General features: G+C 61.8%; 19 protein-coding genes and 1 rRNA gene. 6 read left to right on the forward strand and 14 right to left on the reverse strand.

All coding sequences use genetic code 11. From position 1 onward, the window contains the following. Positions 1-87: 87 nt before the first annotated feature. Positions 88-1080: a helix-turn-helix domain-containing protein gene (locus C4J90_RS22090; RefSeq protein ID WP_124364389.1), complete on the reverse strand. Its 993-nt coding sequence runs from the start codon at positions 1078-1080 to the stop codon at positions 88-90. A 310-nt stretch (positions 1081-1390) separates the two neighbouring features. Between C4J90_RS22090 and antA the strand changes: the two genes are divergently transcribed. From antA to C4J90_RS22110, 4 genes are all read left to right on the forward strand, one after another. Beyond that, on the forward strand, positions 1391-2782 hold the full coding sequence (gene antA, locus C4J90_RS22095) for an anthranilate 1,2-dioxygenase large subunit (protein ID WP_124420818.1): 1392 nt from the start codon (positions 1391-1393) through the stop codon (positions 2780-2782). Further along, a complete protein-coding gene (antB, locus tag C4J90_RS22100) occupies positions 2782-3273 on the forward strand; it encodes an anthranilate 1,2-dioxygenase small subunit (RefSeq protein ID WP_124420819.1) in 492 nt (163 codons plus the stop codon). Before antA ends, antB begins: the two co-directional genes overlap by 1 nt. A 145-nt stretch (positions 3274-3418) precedes the next feature. Then, positions 3419-4426, forward strand: coding sequence for an anthranilate 1,2-dioxygenase electron transfer component AntC (gene antC, locus C4J90_RS22105; protein ID WP_124420820.1), 1008 nt, complete (start codon positions 3419-3421; stop codon positions 4424-4426). Positions 4427-4497: 71 nt separating this feature from the next. Next, positions 4498-5898, forward strand: a complete 1401-nt coding sequence (locus tag C4J90_RS22110; RefSeq protein WP_124415593.1) for an amino acid permease — start codon at positions 4498-4500, stop codon at positions 5896-5898. Between the two features lie 43 nt (positions 5899-5941). Here the strand turns inward: C4J90_RS22110 and kynA are convergent, their stop codons facing one another. Both kynA and kynB read right to left on the reverse strand, forming a co-directional pair. Then, on the reverse strand, positions 5942-6814 hold the full coding sequence (kynA, locus tag C4J90_RS22115; RefSeq protein ID WP_124405275.1) for a tryptophan 2,3-dioxygenase: 873 nt from the start codon (positions 6812-6814) through the stop codon (positions 5942-5944). Beyond that, positions 6811-7461: an arylformamidase gene (kynB, locus tag C4J90_RS22120; RefSeq protein WP_124364395.1), complete on the reverse strand. Its 651-nt coding sequence runs from the start codon at positions 7459-7461 to the stop codon at positions 6811-6813. The genes kynA and kynB overlap by 4 nt, the downstream gene beginning before the upstream one ends. Before the next feature lie 363 nt (positions 7462-7824). Between kynB and C4J90_RS22125 the strand changes: the two genes are divergently transcribed. After that, positions 7825-8169 carry a cupin domain-containing protein gene (locus tag C4J90_RS22125; RefSeq protein WP_124364396.1) on the forward strand — a complete coding sequence of 115 codons (345 nt, stop codon included), beginning with the start codon at positions 7825-7827 and terminating at the stop codon, positions 8167-8169. A 62-nt stretch (positions 8170-8231) separates the two neighbouring features. Here the strand turns inward: C4J90_RS22125 and C4J90_RS26955 are convergent, their stop codons facing one another. The 4 genes from C4J90_RS26955 to C4J90_RS22140 form a co-directional block, all read right to left on the reverse strand. Further along, a complete protein-coding gene (locus C4J90_RS26955) occupies positions 8232-8405 on the reverse strand; it encodes a hypothetical protein (protein WP_164484565.1) in 174 nt (57 codons plus the stop codon). 39 nt (positions 8406-8444) lie between these two features. Further along, positions 8445-8966, reverse strand: coding sequence for a GNAT family N-acetyltransferase (locus C4J90_RS22130; protein ID WP_164484566.1), 522 nt, complete (start codon positions 8964-8966; stop codon positions 8445-8447). A 318-nt stretch (positions 8967-9284) separates the two neighbouring features. After that, positions 9285-10172, reverse strand: coding sequence for a 3-hydroxyisobutyrate dehydrogenase (gene mmsB, locus C4J90_RS22135; RefSeq protein ID WP_124364398.1), 888 nt, complete (start codon positions 10170-10172; stop codon positions 9285-9287). A 15-nt stretch (positions 10173-10187) separates the two neighbouring features. Beyond that, positions 10188-11705, reverse strand: a complete 1518-nt coding sequence (locus tag C4J90_RS22140; protein ID WP_124405278.1) for a CoA-acylating methylmalonate-semialdehyde dehydrogenase — start codon at positions 11703-11705, stop codon at positions 10188-10190. 125 nt (positions 11706-11830) lie between these two features. Here C4J90_RS22140 and C4J90_RS22145 point away from each other — a divergent pair, with 125 nt between their 5' ends. Further along, positions 11831-12778: a LysR family transcriptional regulator gene (locus C4J90_RS22145; protein ID WP_124364400.1), complete on the forward strand. Its 948-nt coding sequence runs from the start codon at positions 11831-11833 to the stop codon at positions 12776-12778. Positions 12779-12925: 147 nt separating this feature from the next. Here C4J90_RS22145 and C4J90_RS22150 read toward each other — a convergent pair whose 3' ends face one another. The 7 genes from C4J90_RS22150 to rrf form a co-directional block, all read right to left on the reverse strand. Continuing rightward, positions 12926-13417 carry an OmpA family protein gene (locus C4J90_RS22150; RefSeq protein WP_124364401.1) on the reverse strand — a complete coding sequence of 164 codons (492 nt, stop codon included), beginning with the start codon at positions 13415-13417 and terminating at the stop codon, positions 12926-12928. A gap of 4 nt (positions 13418-13421) precedes the next feature. Then, a complete protein-coding gene (locus C4J90_RS22155) occupies positions 13422-14684 on the reverse strand; it encodes a diguanylate cyclase domain-containing protein (protein WP_124420821.1) in 1263 nt (420 codons plus the stop codon). Next, the gene (locus C4J90_RS22160; protein WP_124364403.1) at positions 14681-15247 is read right to left on the reverse strand and encodes a YfiR family protein; all 567 of its coding nucleotides are present in this window, start codon (positions 15245-15247) and stop codon (positions 14681-14683) included. The genes C4J90_RS22155 and C4J90_RS22160 overlap by 4 nt, the downstream gene beginning before the upstream one ends. Positions 15248-15389: 142 nt before the next feature. After that, positions 15390-17459: an exodeoxyribonuclease V subunit alpha gene (gene recD / locus C4J90_RS22165; protein ID WP_124420822.1), complete on the reverse strand. Its 2070-nt coding sequence runs from the start codon at positions 17457-17459 to the stop codon at positions 15390-15392. Further along, on the reverse strand, positions 17456-21127 hold the full coding sequence (recB, locus tag C4J90_RS22170; RefSeq protein WP_124420823.1) for an exodeoxyribonuclease V subunit beta: 3672 nt from the start codon (positions 21125-21127) through the stop codon (positions 17456-17458). Before recB ends, recD begins: the two co-directional genes overlap by 4 nt. Then, positions 21124-24576, reverse strand: a complete 3453-nt coding sequence (gene recC, locus C4J90_RS22175) for an exodeoxyribonuclease V subunit gamma (RefSeq protein WP_124420824.1) — start codon at positions 24574-24576, stop codon at positions 21124-21126. Before recC ends, recB begins: the two co-directional genes overlap by 4 nt. Before the next feature lie 135 nt (positions 24577-24711). Continuing rightward, a 5S ribosomal RNA gene (gene rrf, locus C4J90_RS22180) occupies positions 24712-24827 on the reverse strand. Positions 24828-24975: the final 148 nt, after the last annotated feature.

The following is a 24975-nucleotide window of genomic DNA, read 5'->3' on the forward strand; positions in this document are numbered from 1 at the left end:
CCGATAGCAATGTGTCAGCCAGTGATTTGTTTACTGACATACCGCCATCGGGGGCAAGCCCCCTCCCACATTGGATCTTCATGGCGTTTAGAGACTGCGCAGGCGCTTGCGTTGCAGGGTTTGGCTAGGGGCCTCATCGAACAGTTTGCGGTACTCCGCCGAGAACCGTCCCAAGTGGGTAAAGCCCCAGCCCAGGGCGATTTCGGAGATGGTACGCGTGGCACCCTGCTCGAGGATTTCCTGACGCACCGCCACCAGCCGGTGCTTCTTCAAATAAGCCATAGGCGACAGCGCGAAGTATTTGCGAAACGCATCGAACAGCTTGAAGCGCGACACGCCGGCCACTGCCTCCAGGTCTTCCAGGTGCACCGCCTCGCGCGCATTGTCGTGCAGGTACTGGCGCGCCCGGATCAGGTAGTGCGGCAACTTCACGCCCAACACGTCGCGCAGTTCTTCGGAGTAGTTGTTCGGCTGGGCCAGGATCAAGCCCTTGATCAGCGAGCTTTCCAGGTCCCGGGTAAACGCCGCTTGCTCGTACAACTCGCTACGGTGCTCAAACTCGGCAATGAAGTAGCGTGCCATGCGCCACCACGAGGCCGGGGCGCCGTCCACCGCGTCCATCACCGGTTCGAAGCGCAGCGGCGCCTCGATCGGCCGTTGCAGCAAACCTTCCAGCGACTCGCTCATGGCCGCGCGCGTGATCACCACCTGCAGCTTGCGGCAGTCACCGGAAATCGCCAGCACCTGATGCTCGTTGGGCGCAATGATCACCCCCTGGTCGCGGTTGGAACTCAGGCGCTCACCGTTCTTGCTCAGCTCCTGTTCGCCGATCAACGGCAGGCTCAGGCTGTAGCTGCTGAAGTGCTCGGCGTCTTCGATGTCGATGGTCACGTCGGTGCCGTATTCGATCACGCCCAGGGTGGTGGCGCGAGACTTGAACACATTGGCGCTGTGGTGAAAACGCAGGCGTTCCGGCGTGGCCGTCGCCAAACGATGGGGCCCGCAGATGCCGCACATCCAGCTGCAGGCACCCTCCAGGTCGAAGCGTTGAATACGGATATCGCGTGTCTGGCTATTCATCAGGTGCACCCACGGCGGTCAGGCGTTTGCGCGCTCTGGCGGCGCGTCGTCAGGGATCGACAGCAAGTTCCACGCCACGCCAGCGCGATGCTCACTGGGTGGATAGCAAAGGTCGACTAAGTGGATAACGCCCGGCGGTTTTCGGCCCTTACCCGCACTGACAGTAGCGCATCACGTCACCGCTGCGCACCGTGTTGGGTATTTGCCGCCCAACTTTGCGGCCCATCTTCCCCAATTAAGCGGATAGCCCGCACCCTGCACCGCTGCCTCTAATGAACCACCGATTAGCCCCGATCAAAAGGTGCCTCCCATGAGTGGTGCAAGAAACGTCGAGCAGTGGAAAACCTTTATCGAAAGTTGCCTGGACTTTCGCCCGGCCGATGAAGTGTTCCGCATCGCCCGCGACATGTTCACCGAGCCCGAACTGTTCGACCTGGAAATGGAACTGATCTTCGAGAAGAACTGGATCTACGCCTGCCACGAAAGCGAACTGGCCAATAACCACGATTTCGTGACAATGCGCGCCGGGCGCCAGCCGATGATCATCACCCGCGACGGCGAAGGCCGGCTCAATGCGCTGATCAATGCCTGCCAGCATCGCGGCACCACCCTCACCCGCGTGGGCAAGGGTAACCAGTCTACGTTCACCTGCCCGTTCCACGCATGGTGCTACAAAAGCGATGGCCGCTTGGTGAAGGTCAAGGCGCCGGGGGAATACCCGGAGGGTTTCGACAAAGCCACCCGCGGCCTGAAAAAGGCGCGCATCGACAGCTACAAGGGCTTTGTATTTATCAGCCTCGACGTGAACGGCACTGACAGCCTGGAAGACTTCCTTGGCGATGCCAAAGTGTTCTTCGACATGATGGTGGCGCAGTCTGCCACGGGTGAGTTGGAGGTGCTGCCGGGCAAGTCCGCCTACACCTACGACGGCAACTGGAAGCTGCAGAATGAAAACGGCCTGGACGGGTATCACGTCAGCACCGTGCACTACAACTACGTGGCCACGGTGCAGCATCGCCAGCAGGTGAACAGCGAAAACGGCGCCAGTGCCGGCACCACCCTGGACTACAGCAAGCTCGGCGCCGGCGACGCCAATACCGATGACGGCTGGTTCGCCTTCAACAACGGCCACAGCCTGTTGTTCAGCGACATGCCCAACCCCAGCGTGCGCTCCGGCTACGCCACCATCATGCCGCGCCTGGTGGCCGAACACGGCCAGCAGAAAGCCGAATGGATGATGCACCGCCTGCGCAACCTGAATATCTACCCGAGCCTGTTCTTTCTCGACCAGATCAGCTCCCAACTGCGCATCATCCGCCCGCTGGCATGGAACAAAACCGAGATTATCAGCCAGTGCCTGGGGGTGAAGCACGAGTCCGACGCCGACCGCGAAAACCGCATTCGCCAGTTCGAGGACTTTTTCAATGTGTCGGGCATGGGCACGCCGGATGACCTGGTGGAGTTTCGCGAGGCCCAGCGCGGTTTCCAGGGCCGCCTGGAGCGCTGGAACGATATTTCGCGCGGCAGCCATCGCTGGCAAACCGGGCCAACACCCAACAGCGAAGCCATCGGTATCCAGCCGGCCATGACCGGCACCGAATTCACCCACGAAGGCCTGTACGTCAACCAGCACCGCAACTGGCAGCAATTCCTGCTCAACGGTCTGGACCAGCAAGCACTGAAACTGCGGGAGGTGAAGTGATGAATGCGCAGTTGCAGTACCAGATCGAGCAATTCTTCTACCGCAAATCCGCACTGTGCGACGCCCAGGACTGGGATGCCTATGTGCAGCTGTTCGACCCACAGAGCGAATTCCACCTGCCGCAATGGGACTCCGAACATGTCTACACCCAAGACCCCAAGCGCGAGATGTCGTTGATCTATTACGCCAACCGCTCAGGGCTGGAGGACCGGGTATTCCGCCTGCGAACCGGCAAGGCCGCCTCGGCCACGCCGATGCCGCGCACCTTGCACCTGATCAACAACGTGCGCATTGCCGAGTTGGCGGGCGGCGAGCTGAACGTGAAGTTGAATTGGCACACGCTGTTCTACCGGCTGGCGACTTCGGAGCAGTTCTACGGGCAGGCCACTTACCGCCTCAAGCCACACGGCGACAGCTGGCTGATCACCCGCAAGCACGCGTTATTGCTGAACGACACCATCAACTCGGTGCTGGATTTCTATCACCTTTGAAGCACACCCCACCTGTGGCGAGGGAGCTTGCTCCCGCTGGGCTGCGCAGCGGCCCCAAAAAGCTTGGGAGCGCTGCGCACTCCAGCGGGAGCAAGCTCCCTCGCCACAGATCATGTGCTAGCCATACACGCGTGGAGTTTCGCGAATGAATCACAAAGTGGCCTTCAGTTTCGCCGACGGCAAGACCTTGTTCTTCCCGGTGGGCGCCCATGAACTCCTGCTGGACGCTGCCTTGCGCAACGGCATCAAGATCCCGCTGGACTGCCGCGAAGGCGTGTGCGGCACCTGTCAGGGGCGCTGCGAATCCGGCGATTACACCCAGGATTATGTCGACGAAGAAGCGCTGTCGAGCCTCGACGTGCAACAGCGCAAAATGCTCAGTTGCCAGACGCGGGTGCAGTCCGACGCCACCTTTTACTTCGACTTCGATTCGAGCCTGTGCAACGCGCCGGGGCCGGTGCACGTGCGCGGCACGGTAAGCGAGGTGCAGTTGGTGTCGGCCGGTACGGCAATCCTGCGCCTGCAAGTGGACGCTGCGCTGGATTTTCTGCCGGGCCAATATGCGCGGCTGGCGGTGCCCGGTACCGACAGCTGGCGCTCCTATTCCTTCGCCAACCTACCGGGCGATCAAGTGCAGTTCCTGGTGCGCCTGTTGCCCAATGGGGTGATGAGCAACTACGTGCGCGAACGGTGCCAGGTGGGCGATGAGGTGTTGATGGAAGCGCCGCTGGGGGCGTTCTACCTGCGGCACGTCACCCAACCGCTGGTGCTGGTAGCTGGCGGCACCGGGTTGTCGGCGTTGCTGGGCATGCTCGATGAGCTGGTGGCCCGCGGCTGCGATCAACCGGTGCACCTTTACTATGGCGTGCGCACTGAGCAGGACCTGTGCGAAGCCGCGCGCATCAATGGCTATGCGTCGAAGATCGCGAATTTTCGCTACACCGAAGTGCTCAGCGACGCCTCAGCGCAGTGGACCGGCAAGCGCGGCTACCTCACCGAACATTTCGACCTGGCCGAATTACGGGACAGATCGGCGGATATGTATGTGTGTGGCCCGCCGCCAATGGTCGAATCGATCCAACAATGGCTGGCGGATCAGGCACTTGATGGCGTTCAGCTGTATTACGAAAAGTTTACGCAGAGTAATATCTGACCCTCAGCACTTCTGAGGGGCTGATGCGGCCTGCGCTCACCCTTAAGAAAAACAAGTAGAAGGGAACGTTAATGGCGGATGACATGGTTAACCCGGTGGGCCTCAAGCGCGGCCTGAAAAACCGGCACATTCAACTGATCGCCTTGGGAGGGGCGATCGGTACGGGGTTGTTCCTCGGCTCGGCCGGGGTGCTCAAGTCGGCGGGGCCGTCGATGATCCTGGGTTACGCGATCGCCGGTTTCATCGCCTTCCTGATCATGCGCCAGCTCGGCGAGATGATCGTCGAAGAGCCGGTGGCCGGTTCCTTCAGCCACTTTGCGCATAAATACTGGGGCGGCTACGCGGGCTTTCTCGCGGGCTGGAACTACTGGGTGCTCTACGTGCTGGTGGGCATGGCCGAACTGACGGCCGTGGGCAAGTACATCCAGTTCTGGTGGCCGGAAATCCCGACCTGGGTCAGCGCGCTGGTGTTCTTCGTCGCGGTGAACCTGATCAATACCCTGAACGTGAAGTTCTTCGGTGAAGCCGAGTTCTGGTTCGCGATCATCAAGGTGGTGGCGATTGTCGGCATGATCGTGCTCGGCTGCTATCTGCTGTTCAGCGGTACCGGCGGCCCGCAGGCGTCGGTCAGCAACCTGTGGAGCCACGGCGGGTTCTTCCCGAACGGCGGCATGGGGTTGTTGATGTCCATGGCGTTCATCATGTTCTCGTTCGGTGGCCTGGAGCTGGTGGGCATCACCGCCGCCGAGGCCAGCGAGCCACGCAAGGTGATCCCGAAGGCGATCAACCAGGTGGTGTATCGGATCCTGATTTTCTACGTCGGCGCCCTCACCGTGTTGCTGTCGCTGTACCCGTGGGACCAACTGCTGCAAACCCTCGGCGCCTCGGGCGATGCCTACAGCGGCAGCCCGTTCGTGCAGATCTTCTCGCTGATCGGCAACGACACCGCGGCGCACATCCTCAACTTCGTGGTGCTGACCGCGGCGCTGTCGGTGTACAACAGCGGCGTGTACTGCAACAGCCGCATGCTGTTCGGCCTGGCCGAGCAAGGCGACGCGCCCAAGGCGCTGATGAAGCTCAACAAGCAAGGCGTGCCGTTGCGCGCGCTGGCAATTTCGGCGGCGGTGACCCTGCTGTGCGTGGTGGTCAACTACGTCGCGCCGCAAAGTGCCCTGGAGCTGCTGTTTGCGCTGGTGGTTGCCTCGCTGATGATCAACTGGGCGCTGATCAGCATCACCCACATCAAGTTCCGCAAGGCCATGGGCGAGCAAGGCGTGACGCCGTCGTTCAAGACCTTCTGGTTCCCGTTCAGCAATTACCTGTGCCTGGCGTTCATGCTGATGATCATCAGCGTGATGCTGGCCATTCCGGGGATACGTGAGTCGGTGTATGCGATGCCGGTGTGGGTAGCGATTATTTACGTTGCGTACCGCTTGCGTCTCCGAAACACGAAACTCGTAACAGCGCAGTAACCATGTGGGAGGGGGCTTGCCCCCTCCCACATTTGGATTGTGTTTAGAGCGTAGAGCGCACTCGCCACAACTCGGGAAACAGCACCGTATCGAGCATCTTGCGCAAATACCCCACACCTTCGGTGCCACCAGTGCCCGGCTGGAAGCCGATAATCCGCTCGACCGTGGTCACATGCCGGAAGCGCCACTGGCGGAACGAATCCTCCAGGTCGATAAACTTCTCGGCCAATTGATACAAATCCCAGTACCGACTCGGGTCGCGGTACACCTCACGCCACGCGGCTTCCACGGAGTCATCGTGCACGGTAGCGGCCGTCGGGTCGCGTTCGGCGCGCTTGGGGTCAATCGCCAGGCCCGCCTTGAGCATCAGGTTGATCGCCTCGTCATACAGCGACGGCGTGGCGATCGCCACCTGCAATTGCAGCAATAACTCCGGGCGATGGGCATGGGGCCGCAACAGCGCCGGGCTTTTGTTGCCGAGGATGAATTCGATCTCACGGTACTGGAACGACTGGAACCCCGACGACTGCCCGAGGAACGGGCGGATCGCCTTGTATTCCGACGGAGTCATGGTCGCCAGCACCGCCCAGGCGTGCACCAGTTGGTCGAAGATCCGCGAGACCCGCGCCAGCATCTTGAACGCCGGCGGCAGCTCGCCCAGGCGCACATGTTCGCGGGCCGCCTTGAGTTCGTGCAGCATCAGCTTCATCCACAGCTCCGAGGTCTGGTGCTGGATGATGAACAGCATTTCGTTGTGATCCGGCGACAGCGGGTGCTGGGCGCTGAGGACTTTGCCCAGGTCCAGGTAGTCGCCGTAGCTCATGGACTCGGAAAAATTCAGCTCAGCGTTGTGCCAATCCTGCGGGGGTTGGTCGCCGGCAGGCTTATATTCTGGCGAAAAGGGACATTGGCTCATCGCGTGGGCTCCAAAAGCGGGCGCAGGATTGCGCGGACCGGGCTGGCATCCAGGTGGGCAAAGCGCAGCGGCAGCGCGATCAGTTCATAGTCGCCTTCCGGCACGTCATCGAGCACGATGCCTTCAAGGATCGCCATGCCATGGCGCGCCACGGCGTTGTGCGAATCCATGGTCTTGGACTGTTGCGGGTCCAGGGACGGGGTGTCGATACCGATCAGGCGCACGCCAAGGCTGGCGAGCAGCTCGATGGTCTGCGGGGCGATGGCGGTGAAATTTGAATCCCAGTGCGTCACTGGCGCTTGTGGATAAGTGCGCAGCAGGACCCGTTCCGGCAGGTTATCCACACGCCCTTGCAGTTGATGGGGCTGCACCAGAGCACCGCTACCCAGGCAGTGCAATACCCGGCACGGGCCCATGTAAACATCCAGCGACACCTCGCCAATCGGCGCGCCGTCGGCGCTGTAATGCAGCGGCGCATCCACATGGGCGCCGGTGTGCGGCGAGAAGGTCACGCGCCCCACATTCACCGGGCACTCCGGACCGAACTGCCACACGCGCTCTTCCTGGAACGGCGTATCGCCCGGCCAGGTCGGGGTCGCCGCGCTCAAGGGCGGGCTGATATCCCACCACGTTTTTATTGGGTTCATTTCAAGGCTCTCGGCTGTCACTAAGGTGAATGATACGAGGGCCAGCTGTGAATTTTCTTGCGAATTCTGGCGCAAAGCGGGAAATCTTTCGCACTTACTGCGAAGAAACGGTCAATTCAGGCTCGGAAATTCGCAAGATGACCTATGTGGGAGGGGGCTTGCTCCCGATAGCGGTGGTTCAGGTAATAAACCACTGACTGACACACCGCTATCGGGAGCAAGCCCCCTCCCACCGTTGACTGCAGTGTGCCTGCTGGATCGCCTTGTGCTGCGGTTCTGGGCATCCCGATGTCGAGTTCAGACCACTGGCAAACAGCTCGGCGCTATAGGGTTCAACTTCTGTTTCCTTGCCTCGGAGTCATCATGCCCCAGCCGATCACTGTTCTGCGCGACACCCATCCCCTGCCGGTCCTGGATGCCTGCAAATGGGAAAAACTCGAAGGCGACCCGCACACCGTCAACCTCAACGCCTACACCAGTGAAGACGGCAGCAAGATCATGGGCACCTGGATCTGCACGCCGGGCAAGTGGTATGTGGAATACGTGAAGTGGGAGTACTGCCATTTCCAGGAAGGCTACTGCGTGATCACGCCTGAAGGCATGGCGCCGATTCATCTGCGGGCTGGGGATATCTTTGTGGTGGAGCCGGGAATGAAGGGCACGTGGGAGGTGGTCGAGACAGTGCGTAAGTACTTTGTGTTTGCTTGAGCCACGAAAACTGGGTTCATAACGAAAAAACCGCCCTTAAAGGCGGTTTTCTTTTGTGCGAATCAGCGAACTTGACCAGCTAAGGGACCTGCTGGCTCCATGTCCCTGCCGTGCTGAATAGCTACGCTGAAAAATCTTTTTTGATTGGCAGATGCCGACTCACCAAGTTTTTTATTAGCCTCGGCACAAAATATCTCGACCAACTGTGCTCTTGCTTTGCGGGTAGCTGTTTTCATAAGTTCAAGCCTCCGTAAGCCTTGTAGATGCGCCTCATACTAGGTGGCCTCCACTGAAATCACAAGGCGCCGCTGTTCATCATAATTGAAGCCGAGTCGCTCATAAGTGGGCACGGCATCAGGTCGCGGCTCTTGAATTTCGATGCGAGAGCACCCGATGGCACGTGCGTATGCATCGATAGCGCCCAAGGCAAGTGCGGCTATCAAGCCTTTCAAGGGATGTTTACTATCCGAGCAGCCCTCGAGGAGCACGATCTTAATCGTGACTTTACTGTCACGAGGCGTCGCATAACAAAGGCCGCATAGTTGTTCATCATGCCAAATCGACAAATCAAAACCTTTGGCATCCAGCGTCTTCCAGGCAGCAACATCCTCCCATGGAAATTGCGCGTCACCTCCCCAGCGATGACACGCCTCAAGGGCACGGTTATCAATCACGTCGAAACGGACTTTTGTTGCGTCTAGCCATTGGTAGTCCAAGGCAGTCCACTGATCGACGAATGACGCCAGCGCCTTCTTTCTCGATTGAGATTGGAAGATCAGGTACTTGAGGGAACGCAAGTATCGACGTGCCATAACGATTAAAGTCTTACCCGTGCTGTGGAAACATCAGAAAGCCGCGCTTGCAGCGAATGGGCGCAAACGGTAGCAAGGACGGGGGTAGCCTTGGGCCAATGATGAATTCAAGATTTTTCAGCCGATTCGCCACGCACAACGGAGCCACTCCATGACGGCTGACTTCGATAGACGGCGATGAATTCATGCAAGGAAAGGCATCAATCCTGATGCTTACGTGGTGGGATGCTGGCAGGAAAACCAGAAGGCTCGCTGAGCCGAAAAAACCGGGAGCCCACGCATAGCAGGCCCCCGGAGAACGCTCTATTGCGGCTTGCGATAGCTGTTGATAATCGCCGAGAAGTCCTTGCCCCCTTCCCCACGCTGGCTCATCGACTGGTACAACTGCTGGGCCACGGCTCCCAGGATCACGGGTTGCTTGGCCTGCCGCGCGGCTTCAGTGGCCAGGCCCAGGTCCTTGAGCATCAGGTCGGCGCCAAAACCGCCGGTATAGCCGCGCGACGACGGCGCCGTTTCAATCACGCCTGGCCACGGGTTGTAGGTGTCCGAACTCCAGCAGCGCCCGGTGGAGCTGTTGATGATGCCGGCCAGCACCTGGGTATCGATGCCGAGCGCGTCTCCCAGGGCCATGGCTTCACTGACGCCGATCATGCTGATGCCCAGCAGCAGGTTGTTGCAGATCTTGGCGATTTGCCCGGTGCCGACTTCGCCGCAGTGCACAATGTTGCGGCCCATTTGCGCCAGCACCGGTTGCAGGGTGGCGAACAGGTCGGGGGTGGCGCCGACCATGAAGGTCAGCGTGCCGGCTTGCGCCCCGCCGGTGCCGCCGGAGACCGGGGCGTCGGCCATCACCACACCTTGCCTGGCGGCGGCGGCGGCCACATCGCGGGCGGTTTGCGGGTCGATGGTGCTGCAGTCCACTGCGGGAATGCCTTCGCCGATGCCGGCGAGCACACCGTCTTCATTCAGCCACACGCTGCGTACATGCGCGGCGGCCGGCAGCATGGTGATCACCAGTTCAGCGCCCTGTGCCGCGTCACGCGGTGAGTCGCTGATGCGGCCGCCCAATTCGGCCAACTCCTTGAGTACGGTCTGGTTCAGGTCGAACAGGTTCAGCGCGTGCCCGGCCTTGATCAGGTTGCGGGCCATGGGTGCGCCCATGTTGCCCAGGCCGATAAATGCAATCTTCATGGTCGTCTCCCGGAGTCAGCGCAGGTTGATGGTGGTGTTGACGCCGTCGTTGACCGTGTCGTCGTCGAACCAGCGGCTGGTGACGGTTTTGGTCTGGGTGTAGAACTGCACCACTTGCTTGCCGTACGGGCCGAGGTCACCGAGCTTGGAACCGCGGGAGCCGGTGAAGCTGAAGAACGGTACCGGCACCGGAATCGGAATGTTGATACCGACCTGGCCTACATCGATTTCGCTCTGGAACTTACGCGCCGCCGCGCCGCTCTGGGTGAACAGGCCGGTGCCATTGCCGAACGGGTTGGCGTTGACCAGCGCAATGGCTTCATCGAGGGTATCTACCTCCAGCACCACCAGTACCGGGCCGAAGATTTCCTCGGTATAGATGCGCATGTCGGTGGTCACGCCCGAGAACAGCGTCGGGCCGACAAAATTGCCGTGCTCAAAACCCGGCACCTTGATGTCACGGCCGTCCAGCTCCAGCTTCGCCCCTTGTTTCACGCCGCTTTCGATCAGCTCCAGGATGCGCGCCTTGGCACGCTTGGAAATCACCGGGCCGACATCGGTGCCCGCTTCGCTGCCCGCGTTGACCTTGAGTTTCTGCGCCAGCGCCTTGAGGTCCGGCAACCATTGCCTGGCCGCGCCCACCAGCACCACCACCGAGGTGGCCATGCAACGCTGGCCCGCAGCGCCGAAACCGGCGCCGACCAGGGCATTGAGGGTGTGCTCGCGATTGGCATCCGGCAGCACCACCGCATGGTTCTTGGCGCCCATCATCGATTGCACACGCTTGCCGTGTTTACCGGCCAGGTCGTAGACATGCGTGCCCACGGCGGTGGAGCCAACGAACGAAACCGCCTTGATATCCTTGTGGGTGCACAGCGCATCCACCACGTCCTTGCCGCCGTGTACCACATTAAGCACGCCGGCCGGCACACCGGCCTCCAACGCCAGCTCCACCAGCAGCATAGTCGACAGTGGATCCTGCTCGGAAGGCTTGAGTACAAAGGTGTTGCCGCAGGCGATGGCCATCGGGAACATCCACAGCGGAATCATCGCCGGGAAGTTGAACGGCGTGATGCCGGCGCAGACGCCGATGGGCTGGCGCAGGGTGTAGGTGTCGACGCCACCGGCGACGTTCTCGGCGAATTCACCCATTTGCAGGGTGCCGATGGAACAGGCGTGTTCCACCACTTCAAGCCCACGGAAAATATCGCCCTCGGCGTCGGCAATGGTCTTGCCCTGCTCGGCGCTGAGCACCACGGCGATGCGCTTGGAGTGTTCGCGGATCAAGGCTTGCAGCTTGAGCATGATGCGCATGCGCGCGCCGATCGGGGTCAGCTTCCAGGTCTGGAAGGCGCGATGAGCAGCGTCGATGGCAGCGTTGACCTCATCGGCCGTGGCGAACGGGACTTTGGCCAGCACCTGCTGGGTAGCCGGGTTGACGATGTCTTGCCATTCGGTGGTCTTGGACTCGACCCACTCGCCGTTGATCAGCAACTTGACCTGTTGGACGGAAATATCGGCAGATGCGTTCATGAGGGTCTCCGGAGTCTTGTTGTTATGCAGAGAGTGAATCGCCTTGAAGAAGGAGGCGTTCGGACTGTTTTTGGAGTATAGATGTGCAAATCTCTAATAAGAACGCACATAAAAGCCGGTCCAATATGCAAAAAAACATCACATCATTGGGCTCCCTGAACTGGGATGACCTGAAGTTTTTCCTCGAAGTGGCCCGCACCCGCAAGGCCAGCGTGGCCGCCAAGCGCCTGGCGGTGGACTACACCACCGTGTCGCGGCGCATCAGTTCATTGGAAGTGTCACTCGGCACCCTGCTGTTCGAAAAATCCCGGACCAACGGTTTTGTGCTCACCGCCGAAGGCCAGCGCTTGCTGGGCTACGCCGAATCCATCGAAAGCACCTTGCACATGGCTTGCGAGCAAGTCTCCGGCTCTGGCGTGGCGCTGTCCGGGCATGTGCGCATGGGCTGCACCGAGGGCTTCGGCAGTTTTTTCATCACCCCGCAACTGAGTCATTTCGTCGATACCTACCCGGCGATCTCGGTCGACATCCTCCCCCTGCCGCACTTCATCAGCCTGTCCAAGCGCGAAGCCGACATCGTCATCGCCCTGGAGCGCCCGGAACACGGGCCCTATGTGTGCTGCAAACTGTGCGACTACAAACTGCAGTTGTACGCAACCCAGGACTACCTCGACCAACACCCGCCGATCCAACGCCCGGCGGATCTGGCCGAGCATCCGTTTATCAGCTATGTGGATGATTTGGCGTTCAGCTCGGAGCTGCTGTACCTGGCAAATGTAGTGCCCGGCGCCAGCGCCAGCCTGCGCAGCACCAGTGTGATTGCCCAGTACGTGGCGGCGCAGCAGGGGCGGTCGATGGCGATATTGCCGTGCTTTCTGGCGGCGCAGGACCCACGGTTGCTGCCGGTGCTGGGGGAGCAGATCGCGATTACGCGGCAGTTCTGGATGTATTGCCGGGAAGATTTGCGCAAGTTGAAGCGGATTACGTTGTTGTGGGACTACATCCGCGAGGTGACGGAGCAGAATCGGGGGTTGTTGATGGGGGAAACGCGGCAGATGCGGTTTGCCGATTGATAGCACCGCACAAGCGCAAATGTGGGAGGGGGCTTGCTCCCGATGGCGGAGTGTCAGTCACCCGATGTAGTGGCTGACATGCCGCAATCGGGGGCAAGCCCCCTCCCACATTTGGAGTGCATTTCAGGTTGAGGTGGGGGAAATGCTTTAGTCCGCGATGACTACGATCGACACGCGACGGTTCTCGGTGCGCCCCGCCGTGGTTGTATTTGCCGCCACCGGCTCGCTGCTGCCCAGGCCGCGCAGTTGGATGTTTTGTTCTTTCATGCCCACCCGGGTCAGCACCTCGCCCACGCTTTTGGCGCGGCGCAGGGACAAGGTCTGGTTGTAGATCTCTTTGCCCGACGCGTCGGTGTGGCCGTCGACGCGTACGCGTTCGATGCCTGCGCCCACCAGGGCCTTGCCGATGCGCTCGACGATGTCGGTGCTGGCCTTGTTGAGGCTTTCGACGTCGCTGCCAAACAGCACCTTGCCAGACAGGCCGAAGGCCCAGCCTTCGTCAGTCAGCTCGAAACCCTGCTGTTTGAGCACGGTGACTTGCGCCGGGGTCAGGCCTTTGGCCGGTGGGGTCTGGCAGCCGCCGAGGGCCAGGCAGGCGACGAGCAAGGTGATGAATAGAACGCGTAGGTTAGAAAACAAGGGATCAGCTCCTGTGTTGGACATTAACGACGGAATGCTCCGACTCCGCCGTTTGCCGGCTGCCCGAGGACAGCCGTTTGGCCTGGTACATCGCCGCGTCGGCGGCATTGAGCAGGGTGCCGGGCGTGGCGCCATGCTCGGGATAAATGGCGATGCCGATACTGAGGGAGGTCACCACCTGAGTGTTGCCGGGCAGTGGGATCGGCGCGTCCATGCTGGCAATGATCTTGTCGGCGATGCGCTGTGCATCTTCGGCTTTGTGCAGCGGCGCGAGCAGCACGGCGAACTCATCGCCGCCCAGCCGGGCCACCAAGTCGTCTTCGCGCAGTTGTGCACGCACGTGCTCGGCGACGGCCATCAGCACCGCATCGCCGGCGGCGTGGCCGAAGTTATCGTTGATGTCTTTGAAACGATCGCTGTCGAGAAACAGCACCGCCACCCGCTCATTGGTCTTGGCGGCGCTGCGCAAGGCACGAATCAACCGGCCTTCGAAGAACGCACGGTTGGGCAGGCCGGTGAGGCTGTCGTGGCTGGCCTGGTGGGCAAGGGTTTCGTTTTCGCTTTGCAGGTGGTTCTGCCAGGCTTCCATCTCACCAAGCAGGGCGTTGAAGTCGCTGCCCAGACTGTCGAGTTCAGCGATCTGCGCCGGCGGCACGCGGCGGTCGAAGTCACGTTCGCTGCGCGCAGCGTGGGCCACGGCGGCGAGGCTTTTAAGCGGCCCGGTGATACCGTTCAACAGGCGCCGCGCCAGGTGCAACGCGACCCAGGCGCTGAGCGCGGTGCAGATCACAATGCCCGCCAGGCCGCTAAGCAGGAAGCGCAGCAGGCTGCCGCCATGCCCGGTCAGGTGGATGCTGCCGACCGTTTGCCCTTGATGGAGGATCGGTTGGCTGATGGGCTGTTCGAGCAAGGCATGCGCCAGCTCCAGCTCAACCCGTGACAACATGCCGGTGTTCGGCCGGACCCACTGCGCCAGTAGCTTGCCATTTGCATCGAAGACTTCGGCCTGGGCCACTTCTTCGGCCTGGGCAATCAGGCTGAGGGCTTCGGTGGCTGCGGCACTGTCGTCGAACACCACCGCCGCTTCCACGGTGTAATTGATCGAGCGGGCGATCAAGTGCAGGTTATGTTCGGCGTACACGCGTAGCGCCAGCACGCCGAGCAGGGTCAGGGACACACTGGCCAGGGTCACCGCCACCAACGCCAGAATCAGGTGCCCCCGGCCGATGACCGAACCCAGGGTCGGCCGCGCCTTAGCAGGCTTCATGGCGCCGGCGCTCGACGGCGCGACAGTTGCAGCACGCTGGGGTGAATGCGTACGCCGCTGCGGGCGACGGAGTCCAGGTTCACCTCGAACGACACTTGCGCATCGCTCACCCGCAGGCAGAACAGGCTACCCACGGTGCATTGGTCACCGCCTTCGCTGATGCTGAGCACCGGATGGCCTATCAATGAGGTAAACAATGCGCTGCGTTCGTCAGCGCTGAGTTTGCCGATGTAAACGGCGTCGCAGGCACTGACGATATCGGGATGGCTCGCCAGCAGGCGGCGCACCGTCACCGGACGGCCGGTCGCCTGGGTGGTGCCTTTGATCAGGTCGTCGGTGTATTGGGTAGGCCCGACGATGCACAAGCGCAGTTGCGCAGGCTCCACCGGCCAGCGGGCGTAACTGAGGATACCTAGCACGACTTGGGTCACCGCCTGGGCGCGCTGTTCAGCCAGGCTGGATGTTTGAGCCCATGCCTGCGGGGCGAGCAGGCATAGCACCGCCACCCGCAGCAGGCGTCTCCAGCTCAAACTACGCTCGGTGAGCGAGACAGCCACGTTCATGCAGCAATTCTCTCAAGAAATTTCAAGGTAATGCCGCAACGATAGCACAGCGGCGGAAAATCCCACGACGCACGGGTTTTCGCGGGGCTGACTATTTTTTCAGAAAAATCAGTCATCTGAATCAGAAATCTTACATGACCACTCAGTCAGCTTCTGCGGGCGTGGCGTCCAACTCCAGCATCAGCCCGCTCAAGCGTTTGACCCTGCGCCGTACGGCTTCCTCAAAGACTCCGGCACGGGGTTCGATCAGGCTGAACCAGCGCTTGGCACGCGTGATACCGGTGTAGATGAGTTCTTTGGTCAGCACCGGGTTCAGCGCGTCCGGCAGGATCAGCGCGGTGTGAGTGAACTCTGACCCCTGGGATTTGTGCACGGTCATGGCATACACGGTTTCCACGTCGTTGAGCCGGCTGGGCAGCACGAAGCGCACGCCCCCCTGGCCGTCATTGCGCGGGAAAGCCACGCGCAGCACCTGGGGCCCGCCGTCGCTTTCGGGCAATTTCAAGGCGATGCCGATATCACCGTTCATCAGGCCCAGGCCGTAGTCGTTACGAGTCATCAACACCGGGCGGCCTTCATACCACTGCTCGTCGCCTTCGATCAGCCGCACCTTGCGCAAGGCGGCGGTGATGCGCAGGTTCAAGCCTTCGACGCCCCACGGGCCTTTGCGCACCGCGCAGAGCAGCTGGAACGCGTCGAAGGCTTGCAGCAGTTGTTGCGCCCAGTGGGTCCAGGCGTGGTCGTCACGCGGGGTGTTCAGTGCAGGCCGCGCCGAGTGCAGCAGGTTCAGGTAATAGCGATAGCCCTGGGCGCCGGCGCCCTGCCCGTCCAGTACCAGGCGCTCAAGGGCATGATCATGCTCGCCCTTGAGGCTGAGGCAGAACAGGTCGTCATGACTGCGCGCGGCCAGCAGCTTGCGCGCTTGCTCAGCGTTCTGCTGGTTCACCCAGCGCGCCAGTTGGCCGATGCCGCTGCCCTCGCCGAAACGCCGCGAGTAGCGCAGCATCACCACCTGCTGGGCCAGGGGATGAGTTCCGTCGAGGTCCTCCTGCAAACCGCTGTCGGCGAGATTTTCAGCGCTGACCGCTTGCAGCCATTGGCGCGTGGCCGGGCTGTACCAACCGGCCTCGGCGTCGCGGCACAAATCGCCGAGCACCGCGCCCGCCTCTACCGAAGCGAGCTGGTCCTTGTCACCCAGCAGCACCAGGCGAGCATGGGGTGGCAAGGCGTCGAGCAGGTTGGCCATCATTTCCAGGTCGATCATCGACGCTTCGTCCACCACCAGCACATCCAGCGGCAATGGGTTGCCGACGTGATGACGAAAATGCCGAGTACCCGGGCGACTGCCCAGCAAGCGGTGAACCGTGGTGACCTGGGTCGGGATTTTTTCACGCACAGTGTCGGGCACTTTCAGCGACAGCACTTGCTGGCTGATGGACTCGGTGAGACGGGCAGCGGCTTTACCGGTGGGCGCGGCCAGGCGGATACGCAAGGGATTGCCGCTTTCCACGGCCGGCGCCTGCAACAGCGCGAGCAGGCGCACCACGGTGGTGGTCTTGCCGGTGCCGGGGCCGCCCGTGACGATGCTGAACGCGCCACGGGTGGCCAGGGCACAGGCCAGTTTTTGCCAGTCGATCACGCCATCGGGCGCCGGTTGATCGAACAAACCATTGAGCCGCTGCGGCAAATCGGTGGCGACGCTTTCGTGGCTGGCCAGCCGCAGGCGCAAGGCGCTGTCGATGCGCCGTTCATACGCCCAATAGCGGCGCAGATAGAGGCGCTTTCCGGACAGCACCAACGGACGGCTTCGGGCCGACTCACTGCCATCGACGGCCAGCGCGACCAAGGGGCTGGCAGCCAGGGCATGACACCAGGGGGCGCCGTCCAAACCTTCGAGCAATTGCGACGGCAACAGCATCGCGCCGGTTTGCAGGTCGCCTTCAGGCGGCAGCGACAAGGCAAAGTCCGGCGCCTTGAGGGTTTCGAACAGGTCGAGGCACACATGGCCGTGACCCAATTGGTGGCTGGTCAACGCCGCCGCCAGCAACACCAAGGGATCGGCTTGTGGGTCAAGCTCATGCAGGAAGCCGACGAAGGCTTTGTCCAGGGCCCGTAGCCAACCACGCTCGACCCAACGCTCGAGCAATTGCACCAGGTCGGCGGCGCGGCTGAGGGGTGTCAGCTCTTGCGGCAGTAACGGCGACAGGCTCATAGCAGCACTCCTTGTTCCCAGGCGGGCTCGGCTTTGGGCGGGATCGGCTTGCCTTGGAACAACAGGTCCAGCCCTTCGATCAGTTCTCGCGGTGGCCGGGTGAAATACGCGCCCTGGCTCACCGATTGCGTACCGCGCAGGAACAGGTACAGGGCGCCGCCGATGTGGCGTTCGTAGTCGTAATCGGGCAGGCGCGCCTTGAGTTGGCGATGCAGGGCCAGCAGGTAAAGTACGTATTGCAGGTCGTACCGATGCTCGAGGATCGACTGTTCCATGGCTTCCAGGGTGTAGGCCGAATCGTCAGGGCCGAGCCAGTTGGATTTGTAGTCAGCCACGTAATAGCGACCGTCGTGCTCGAAGGTCAGGTCGATAAAGCCCTTGAACATACCGTTGAGCAACACCGGTTCGGCCGCCACGCGGGAGACGCCGTGGTGGGTGTACTGGCACACCAGCTTGTCGAGGGCGAGCACGTCGACTTTATGGCTGGCGAACCAGAACTCCATTTCGATCTGGTACTGCTGCAGGGCGCTGAGGCTGACGCGGGCGTCGTACACAGGCAGCGGCGTTTGCAACACGTGGCCAAGCCAGGCGCTGAGGGTGATGATCCAGCCTTCCCAATGGCGGCGGTTACAGCGGGCGCCGACGGCCTTTTCGATGGCCTCGGGGCTCAGGTTGAAGCCTTCTTCACCGGCCCATTCCAACAAGCCGTGAAGGAAGGTGCCTGGATTGGGACCGCGTGGGAAACGATGAATATCGCCGCCGGACGCCGCCACTTCCCGTGGTGCATCGGGATCAAGGCGTTCGTCATCGAAGAGTTTCTGGGCCTGTGGGCTTTCAGGCGCTTCGAGATTGGCGGCGCTCATGCTATCGCCAATGCGCAAGGCGCTGTAGGAGGCAATCCACCAGTTTTCTGCGGCCTTGCGTTTAGGCAGCAGCGGGGCCAGCAAGGTGGCGTCGTTGCGCGGTGGATGAAACACAGTGTCTTGCGCTTGCGGCACATGGGCATAGCTGATGGTCGGGCAGCCTTCCTGCAGCGCCATCAACCAGCGCGCCAGATCGGCGGACGCCCCCAGCGGTGCACCGGCGCCGAGCAAATAGCCCAGCGCCGAAAGGTGCAGCACGGAGCTGCTGCTGTTGCCGCGCTTGAGGTCGGCGATGCCCAGCCAGCAGGCGTGTTTGGCGCGGGTCAGGGCGACATACAGCAAGCGCAGGTCTTCGGCCAGGCGCTCATCGTCGGCCTGGGCGATCAACTCTGCAGTGGGCCGCAGGCTGACGTGGGATTTACCCTGCTCGTCGTGGTAATGCAGCGGCAAACGCGTGCCGTCCACCGGTTTGGCCGAACAGATGAAGGGCAGGAACACCAGGTCGTATTCCAGGCCCTTGGATTTGTGGATCGTCACCACCTTGACCAGTTGCTCATCGCTTTCCAGGCGCAGGATCTGCTCTTCACCGGCCTGACCCGACAGCGCCAGGTGCTCGGCAAGATGGCGAATCAACGCCTGCTCGCCGTCCAGTTCCGACGCCGCCTGTTGCAGCAGTTCGCTGAGGTGCAACAGGTTGGTCAGCACTCGCTCGCCATCGCTGCGGGCGATCAGGGTTTGCGGCAGCTTGAAGTCATGCAGCAGGCGGCGCAGCATCGGCAGCACGCCTTGGGTGCGCCAGATCGTGCGGTAGCCACGGAACTGCATCACGCGGCTTTCCCACGCCAGTTCGTCCTGGTTCAGACGCTCCAGCTCCGCCAATGACAAGTTCAAGGTGACACAGGCAAGGGCCGCGCGCAGCGGGCGTTCGACGTCCGGTTCGGCGCAGGCCTTGAGCCAGGCCAGCAGGTCGTGGGCTTGCTGGGCGGCGAAGACCGAGTCTTTATCCGACAGGTACACGCTGCGCACGCCCCGCGCCGCCAACTCGGCGCGCACGGCCTGGGCTTCCTTGCCGTCTCGCACGAGGATGGCGATGTCTGACGGCAGCACGCCGTTGAAGGTGTTGTCTTTGACAAAACCCGCGCTGCCTTGCTGCCCGCCATTGAGCAACGCGACGATGTGCGTGGCGCAGGCGGCGGCCAGTTGCTGGCGATACAGCACATTGGAAATCGGCTGGTCGGTGGGCAGGTGCCAAAGGTTCATCGCCGGCAGCGTTTGGCCGTCGACCTGCAGCTGTTCCTTGCGGCCCTGGGACAGCACCGGGTGAAACGGCACCGGGTTATGGCCGTCGGGCTCACGAAACAGGAAGGCGCCCCGGCCGGTTTCTGCACGCTGGAACACATGGTTCACCGCTTCGACCATCGCATGGCTGGAGCGAAAGTTGGTGCCCAGGGTGTGATGGCGCCCGGTGGTGGACTGCCGGGCGCGCAGGTAGGTGTAGATATCCGCGCCGCGGAAGGCGTAGATCGCCTGTTTGGGGTCGCCGATCAGGAACAGGCCGCTGTCCAGGTGGTTTTCTTCGATGCGGTAAATGCTGTCGAAGATGCTGTATTGCACGGGGTCGGTGTCTTGGAATTCATCGATCAAGGCCACCGGGAATTGCTCGCGGATCACACTGGCGAGGCGCTCGCCACCGTCGGCCTGGAGCGCGGCGTTGAGGCGGATCAGCATGTCGTCGAAGCCCATTTCGGCGCGGCGCCGCTTCTCTTCTTCGAAGCGCTTGCCCACCCAGGCGGCGGCGTGTTGCAACACAGCGGCGTCCGGGGTGGGCAGTGCGTCAAGGGCGGCTTTGAGGCCGGCCATGGCGTCGATGCCGGGATGCCGTGGCGGCTCGCCTTTCCAGGCTTCGGCCATGCCGTCGGGGGTCAGCCGGATAAAGCCGGTGCCGATATCCAGTTGTTCCAGGGTTTCGTCGGCGGCCCAGGCGCTGATTTTTTCGAACCAGGGCTCGAAGTAACGCGCCTGCATTTTGCGCCCATCGACCGCCTTGGCAGCAACGGCTTGCAGGCACAGCTCGCGCAGCTCGGCGGCCCATTGCAGCCAAGGCGCCTTGATGCGGGTCAACGCCTCGCGGCGCTCCTGCAGGCAGGCGGTGATCATGTCGGCCGGCTTGCGGCTGTCCTCGGCGGGTCGCTCACTGCCGAACAGCGCGCGCACCCGTGGCATCAACGCGGCCGGCCCCCCCCAGTTGCTGCGCACCCAGTTGAGTGCGTCGTCGTGCATCGGGTAGCAGAACAAGCGCCAGTAGTCGCGCAGCACTTCACCGAGCAGGTCGCTGTGATCGGTCTCCAGGGTCTGGGTAAACAGGCTGCCGCTGTCGAAGGCGTGCTCGCGCAGCATACGCTGGCACCAACTGTGGATCGTCGAGACGGCCGCTTCGTCCATCCATTGCGCAGCGATGTCCAAGCGATTAGCGCAGGCGGGCCACTGCTCCTCGGGGTATTGATTACGCAGGTCGGCGATCAAGGCGTCAGGCGGCTCGATTTCGCCACGGAAGAACCGCGCCGCTTCGGCCAGGCGGATACGGATACGTTCACGCAACTCCTTGGTGGCGGCGTCGGTGAAGGTCACCACCAGAATCTGCGGCGGCAGCAGTTCGCGGCCGAAGCCAGACTCCTCACCACCGTTGCCGAGGACCAGGCGCAGGTACAAGGCCGAAATCGTGAAAGTTTTGCCGGTGCCGGCGCTGGCTTCGATCAGTTGGCTGCCTTTGAGCGGGAAGGCCAGGGCCAAGGGCTTGTTACTCATGCGCCGGCCTCCGCGCTGGACAGTGAACGCCAGGGGGCGCTGATCAGGGGGCGATACAGGGTTTCGCACCAACCTTCGAATTCTTCGCTGGCGACCAGCGTGGCGTAGTCGGGGAACTGACGAGTGAGCGCGGGCGTTTCACGGCGCTCACCGTCGGTGGTGATGCCGTCGCCCTCGTAGGCTTTGCTGGCAGCAGCGTGGGCCTTGGCGGGGTCGGTCTGGCCGAGCCAGGCAAAGGCGGTTTTTACCGCGACGGGCAGCGGTTTGCTCATGCCGGTGTGCCAGGCGAGCAGCAGGTCGGCGAGGATATGCTGCGCGGTGGCGGTGTCCAGTGGGGCCAGCAGCAAGGTGTCGTCACTGGCCACCAGCCCGGTGCTCAACGGCACGCCACACGCACAGGCGACCACGTGATTGACCCAGGGCCGAATCAGCCGGTGCCACTTGCGCGTCTTGATCGAACCGATGCTGTTGGGAATGGTGGTCACGCTTAACAATCCGCCATCACTGCGTCGATGCAGGCCGCTGATCCAGCCTTCAAGCTGAATGCCTTGGTACTCGAAACTGATCGGTTCCGCGCCGGCGTGCGGGGTTGGCCAAAGCGCCAGGAGGTGTTGGTAGCGCTGCAACAGATCCGGCAACGGCTCGATCAGCTCATTGCGCAGGCATTCGCCGAAACCGACCATAGGCAGCAGGCCACTGCCTTGCAGGCGTAAAGCTTGGGCGTTGAGGGCCTGATCAAGCTGGTCGGGCCGGGCCAGTGCGGCGCTCAGCAGACTGTCGCTGAGGCTGTAGCGTTGCAGTGCGTCGAGGACGAAGGGTTCTTCGTCGGCCAGCGGTACTTCGGCAGCTTCGAAGAACACTTTCAGGCGTTGGCTGAAGAAATGCTTTACCGGATTGCGCAGGAAATCCTGCAACTGGCCTAGGCTCAGGGGCTCTTCCTGATGGTGCGGTGCCAGCGCGTGGTCGTGGGCCATTGCGGCCGGCGCTTCGTGCAGCAGTTGCCATTCGCGGGCGTAACTGAACAGCGGGTCGCCTTCATGGAAGTAGCGGGCGCTGAACGGTTGGAGCGGGTGTTCCTGGGTCATCGCTTCGATCAGGGGTTCTTGGCTATCGGCGTTATGCCAGCCGCTGGCGAGATGGTCGCGCAGTTGGCCGATCAGCACCGAGGCCGGGCGCTCACTGTTGTCGCGAATGCTGCGGCCGACCCAGCTGATATAGAGCTGGTCGCGCGCGGAAAGCAGGGCTTCGAGCAGCAGGTAGCGGTCGTCCTCACGGCGGGAACGATCGCCGGGCCGGTAGTCGCTGCCCATCAGGTCAAAGTCCAGCGGGGGCTGGGCACGCGGGTAGTCACCGTCGTTCATACCGAGCAGGCAGACCAGCTTGAACGGGATTGCGCGCATGGGCATCAGGGTACAAAAATTGACCGCACCCGCGAGGAAGCGCTGGGACAGGCGGCCTTGGTCAAGCCCGGCTAACCACGCCTCGCGAACTACAGTGAGCGGTAACTCGTCCTGCAGGCCAACAGACTCGCAGGTTTCCAGCCAGGTTTCTCTTAACTGTTCGAGTTGACCCAACAGGTAGTCATCGTGCTCGCTGCTGGGCATGAAAAACTGCTGCATCAAGCGTTGCAGACGCTCGCCCCATTCGTGGGGAGGGGCTGGTTGTGACAGCGCTTGATGGGCGTCGTTTAATGCGTCGAGCAAGGCGACCAGTGGGCCGATCAGCGCCGCATCGAGCCCACCGATCTCGTCGTAGGGCTCGATGCCATCGCACGCGACACCGGTGCCGACGGCGTAACCCAGCAGCATCCGTCGCAGGCCGAATCGCCAACTGTTCTGCTCCAGCGCCTCGGGCAGCCCCAGGCCTGCACGCTGCTCGGCGTTGAGACCCCAGCGGATACCCGCGCCTTCAATCCAGCGGTGCAGCGTCGGCAGGTCGCGTTCATTGATGGCGAAACGTTCGCGCAGGGCGGGAACATCCAACAGGTCGAGAATCTCGCTGACGGGGAAGCGGCTGTCGGGGAGCTTGAGCAGGTGCTCGACGGCAATCAGCAGCGGGTCACGACCGCGTTGGCCTTGGTCTGTCAGGGTGAACGGAATGAAGCGTGGGTCGTTTCTTTCCAGTTGGCCGAAAACCGCGCGAATGTGCGGCGCATAGCTGTCGACATTGGGGACCATGACGATGATGTCCCGAGGGCGCAAGGTGGGATCGGCGCTGAAGCGTTGAAGCAATTGGTCGTGGAGAATTTCCACTTCGCGTTGGGCGCTGTGGGCAATGTGAAAGCGAATGGATGAGTCGCGCTTCAGGTCGACTGCAGCCCAGCGTTCGCGGGTTTCGTCGAGTGGGCGCAGTTCAAGGATATCGTCCTGAAGCTGGTTGAGCAGCGTGGTGGGCTGGCTGTCGCTGAACAGGTCGATACGCCCATCACGGAAGGCGGCGCGGTAGCTATTGGGGTCGTCGTAACTGTCCAACAGGCTGATGTAGTCACGGCCCTGCTTGCCCCAGGCGGCGAGCAGCGGATGGGCATGTTGGTGCAGAGTTTGTGGGTCGATGGTGACTGGCATGCCCGCCTTGCGCGCTTGGCGCTTGTATTCGTTACGCAGCAGGTCCTTGTCGGCCACGATGTCTGACCAATGATGGCGGCAAGGGTTGTGCACGCATAGCAGCACTTGGCTGAAACGGGCCAGGCCCGCCAGGGCTTCAAGCGCTTGGGCGGGCAGTGATGAAATGCCGAAGACGATCACGCGGGAAGGCAGGCCAGGCGGCGCTTGCTCGAGCGTGTTGATGCGCTCGATAAAACGCTGATGAACGCCGGCACGACTCTCGGCCATGCCCTGCGCGCCTACGTCGAGCAGCAACGCGCGCCATAACTCGGCCTGCCAACAGTTCGCAGTGTTAAGGGGTTTGGATTCGCCGCGTCCATTGCGTAACTGATGGCGCCCTGCGGCCCAGTCTTCCAGCCAATCGGCACGATACACCTGGTATTGGTCGAAGAGGTCGGCCAGGCGCTCGGCGAGCTGGTAGCGCTTGCGCAGGTCAGTGTCGTGAGTCAGGAAGCGTTGCAGCGGCTCGAAATGGGGTTGGTCGATAAGCTGCGGGAGCAGGCGCATGAGTCGCCACGTCAGCGGTGCCTTATCAAGCAAAGACTTAGGGGGGATTTCGTCACGACCCAGGACCATGCGATAGAGCTGCCACATGAAGCTGCCGGGCAGTTGCACATCGATTGCCGCTGCAATACCACAGCCGCCCATATCGTCCTCTTGCGGATCTTCGGCCAAGGCGAGCTTGAGCCATTGGGCGATGCCGTTGCTTTGGACCAGAGCGATTTCGTTTTCCAAGGGCGCCAGGGGATAACGGCGCATCCAGCTGACTACCAGGCTGCGCAACTCGTCCAGGCGGTTACCGTGAACCACCATGAATCCAGCGCTGAGGGACGTCGCACCCGGCATAACGGTTTCCTTGGGAAAGCAAGAATCGAGGCGTGGACTTTAGCACTGAAGGCCACTGCAATGAGCGTCTTGGCACTTTTCGACCGCCCAAAACAAAACCCCACCTGCTTTCGCAAATGGGGTTTCGGAATTTAATCTTGACGATGACCTACTCTCACATGGGGAAACCCCACACTACCATCGGCGATGCATCGTTTCACTACTGAGTTCGGGATGGGATCAGGTGGTTCCAATGCTCTATGGTCGTCAAGAAATTCGGGTACTGAGTCGTGGCCAGATGGCCTCGCTTCAGCAAATTGGGTATGGGATAGAATTCGGTGTTTTGTGAGTATCGAACTTTCGGTTCATTGCGTCTTCACACACCGCAATCTGATGCTTCTGCTTTTTTAAAGTCAGGAG

It is taken from the genome of Pseudomonas sp. R2-60-08W, from assembly GCF_003852335.1.
Taxonomy (GTDB): Bacteria; Pseudomonadota; Gammaproteobacteria; order Pseudomonadales; family Pseudomonadaceae; genus Aquipseudomonas.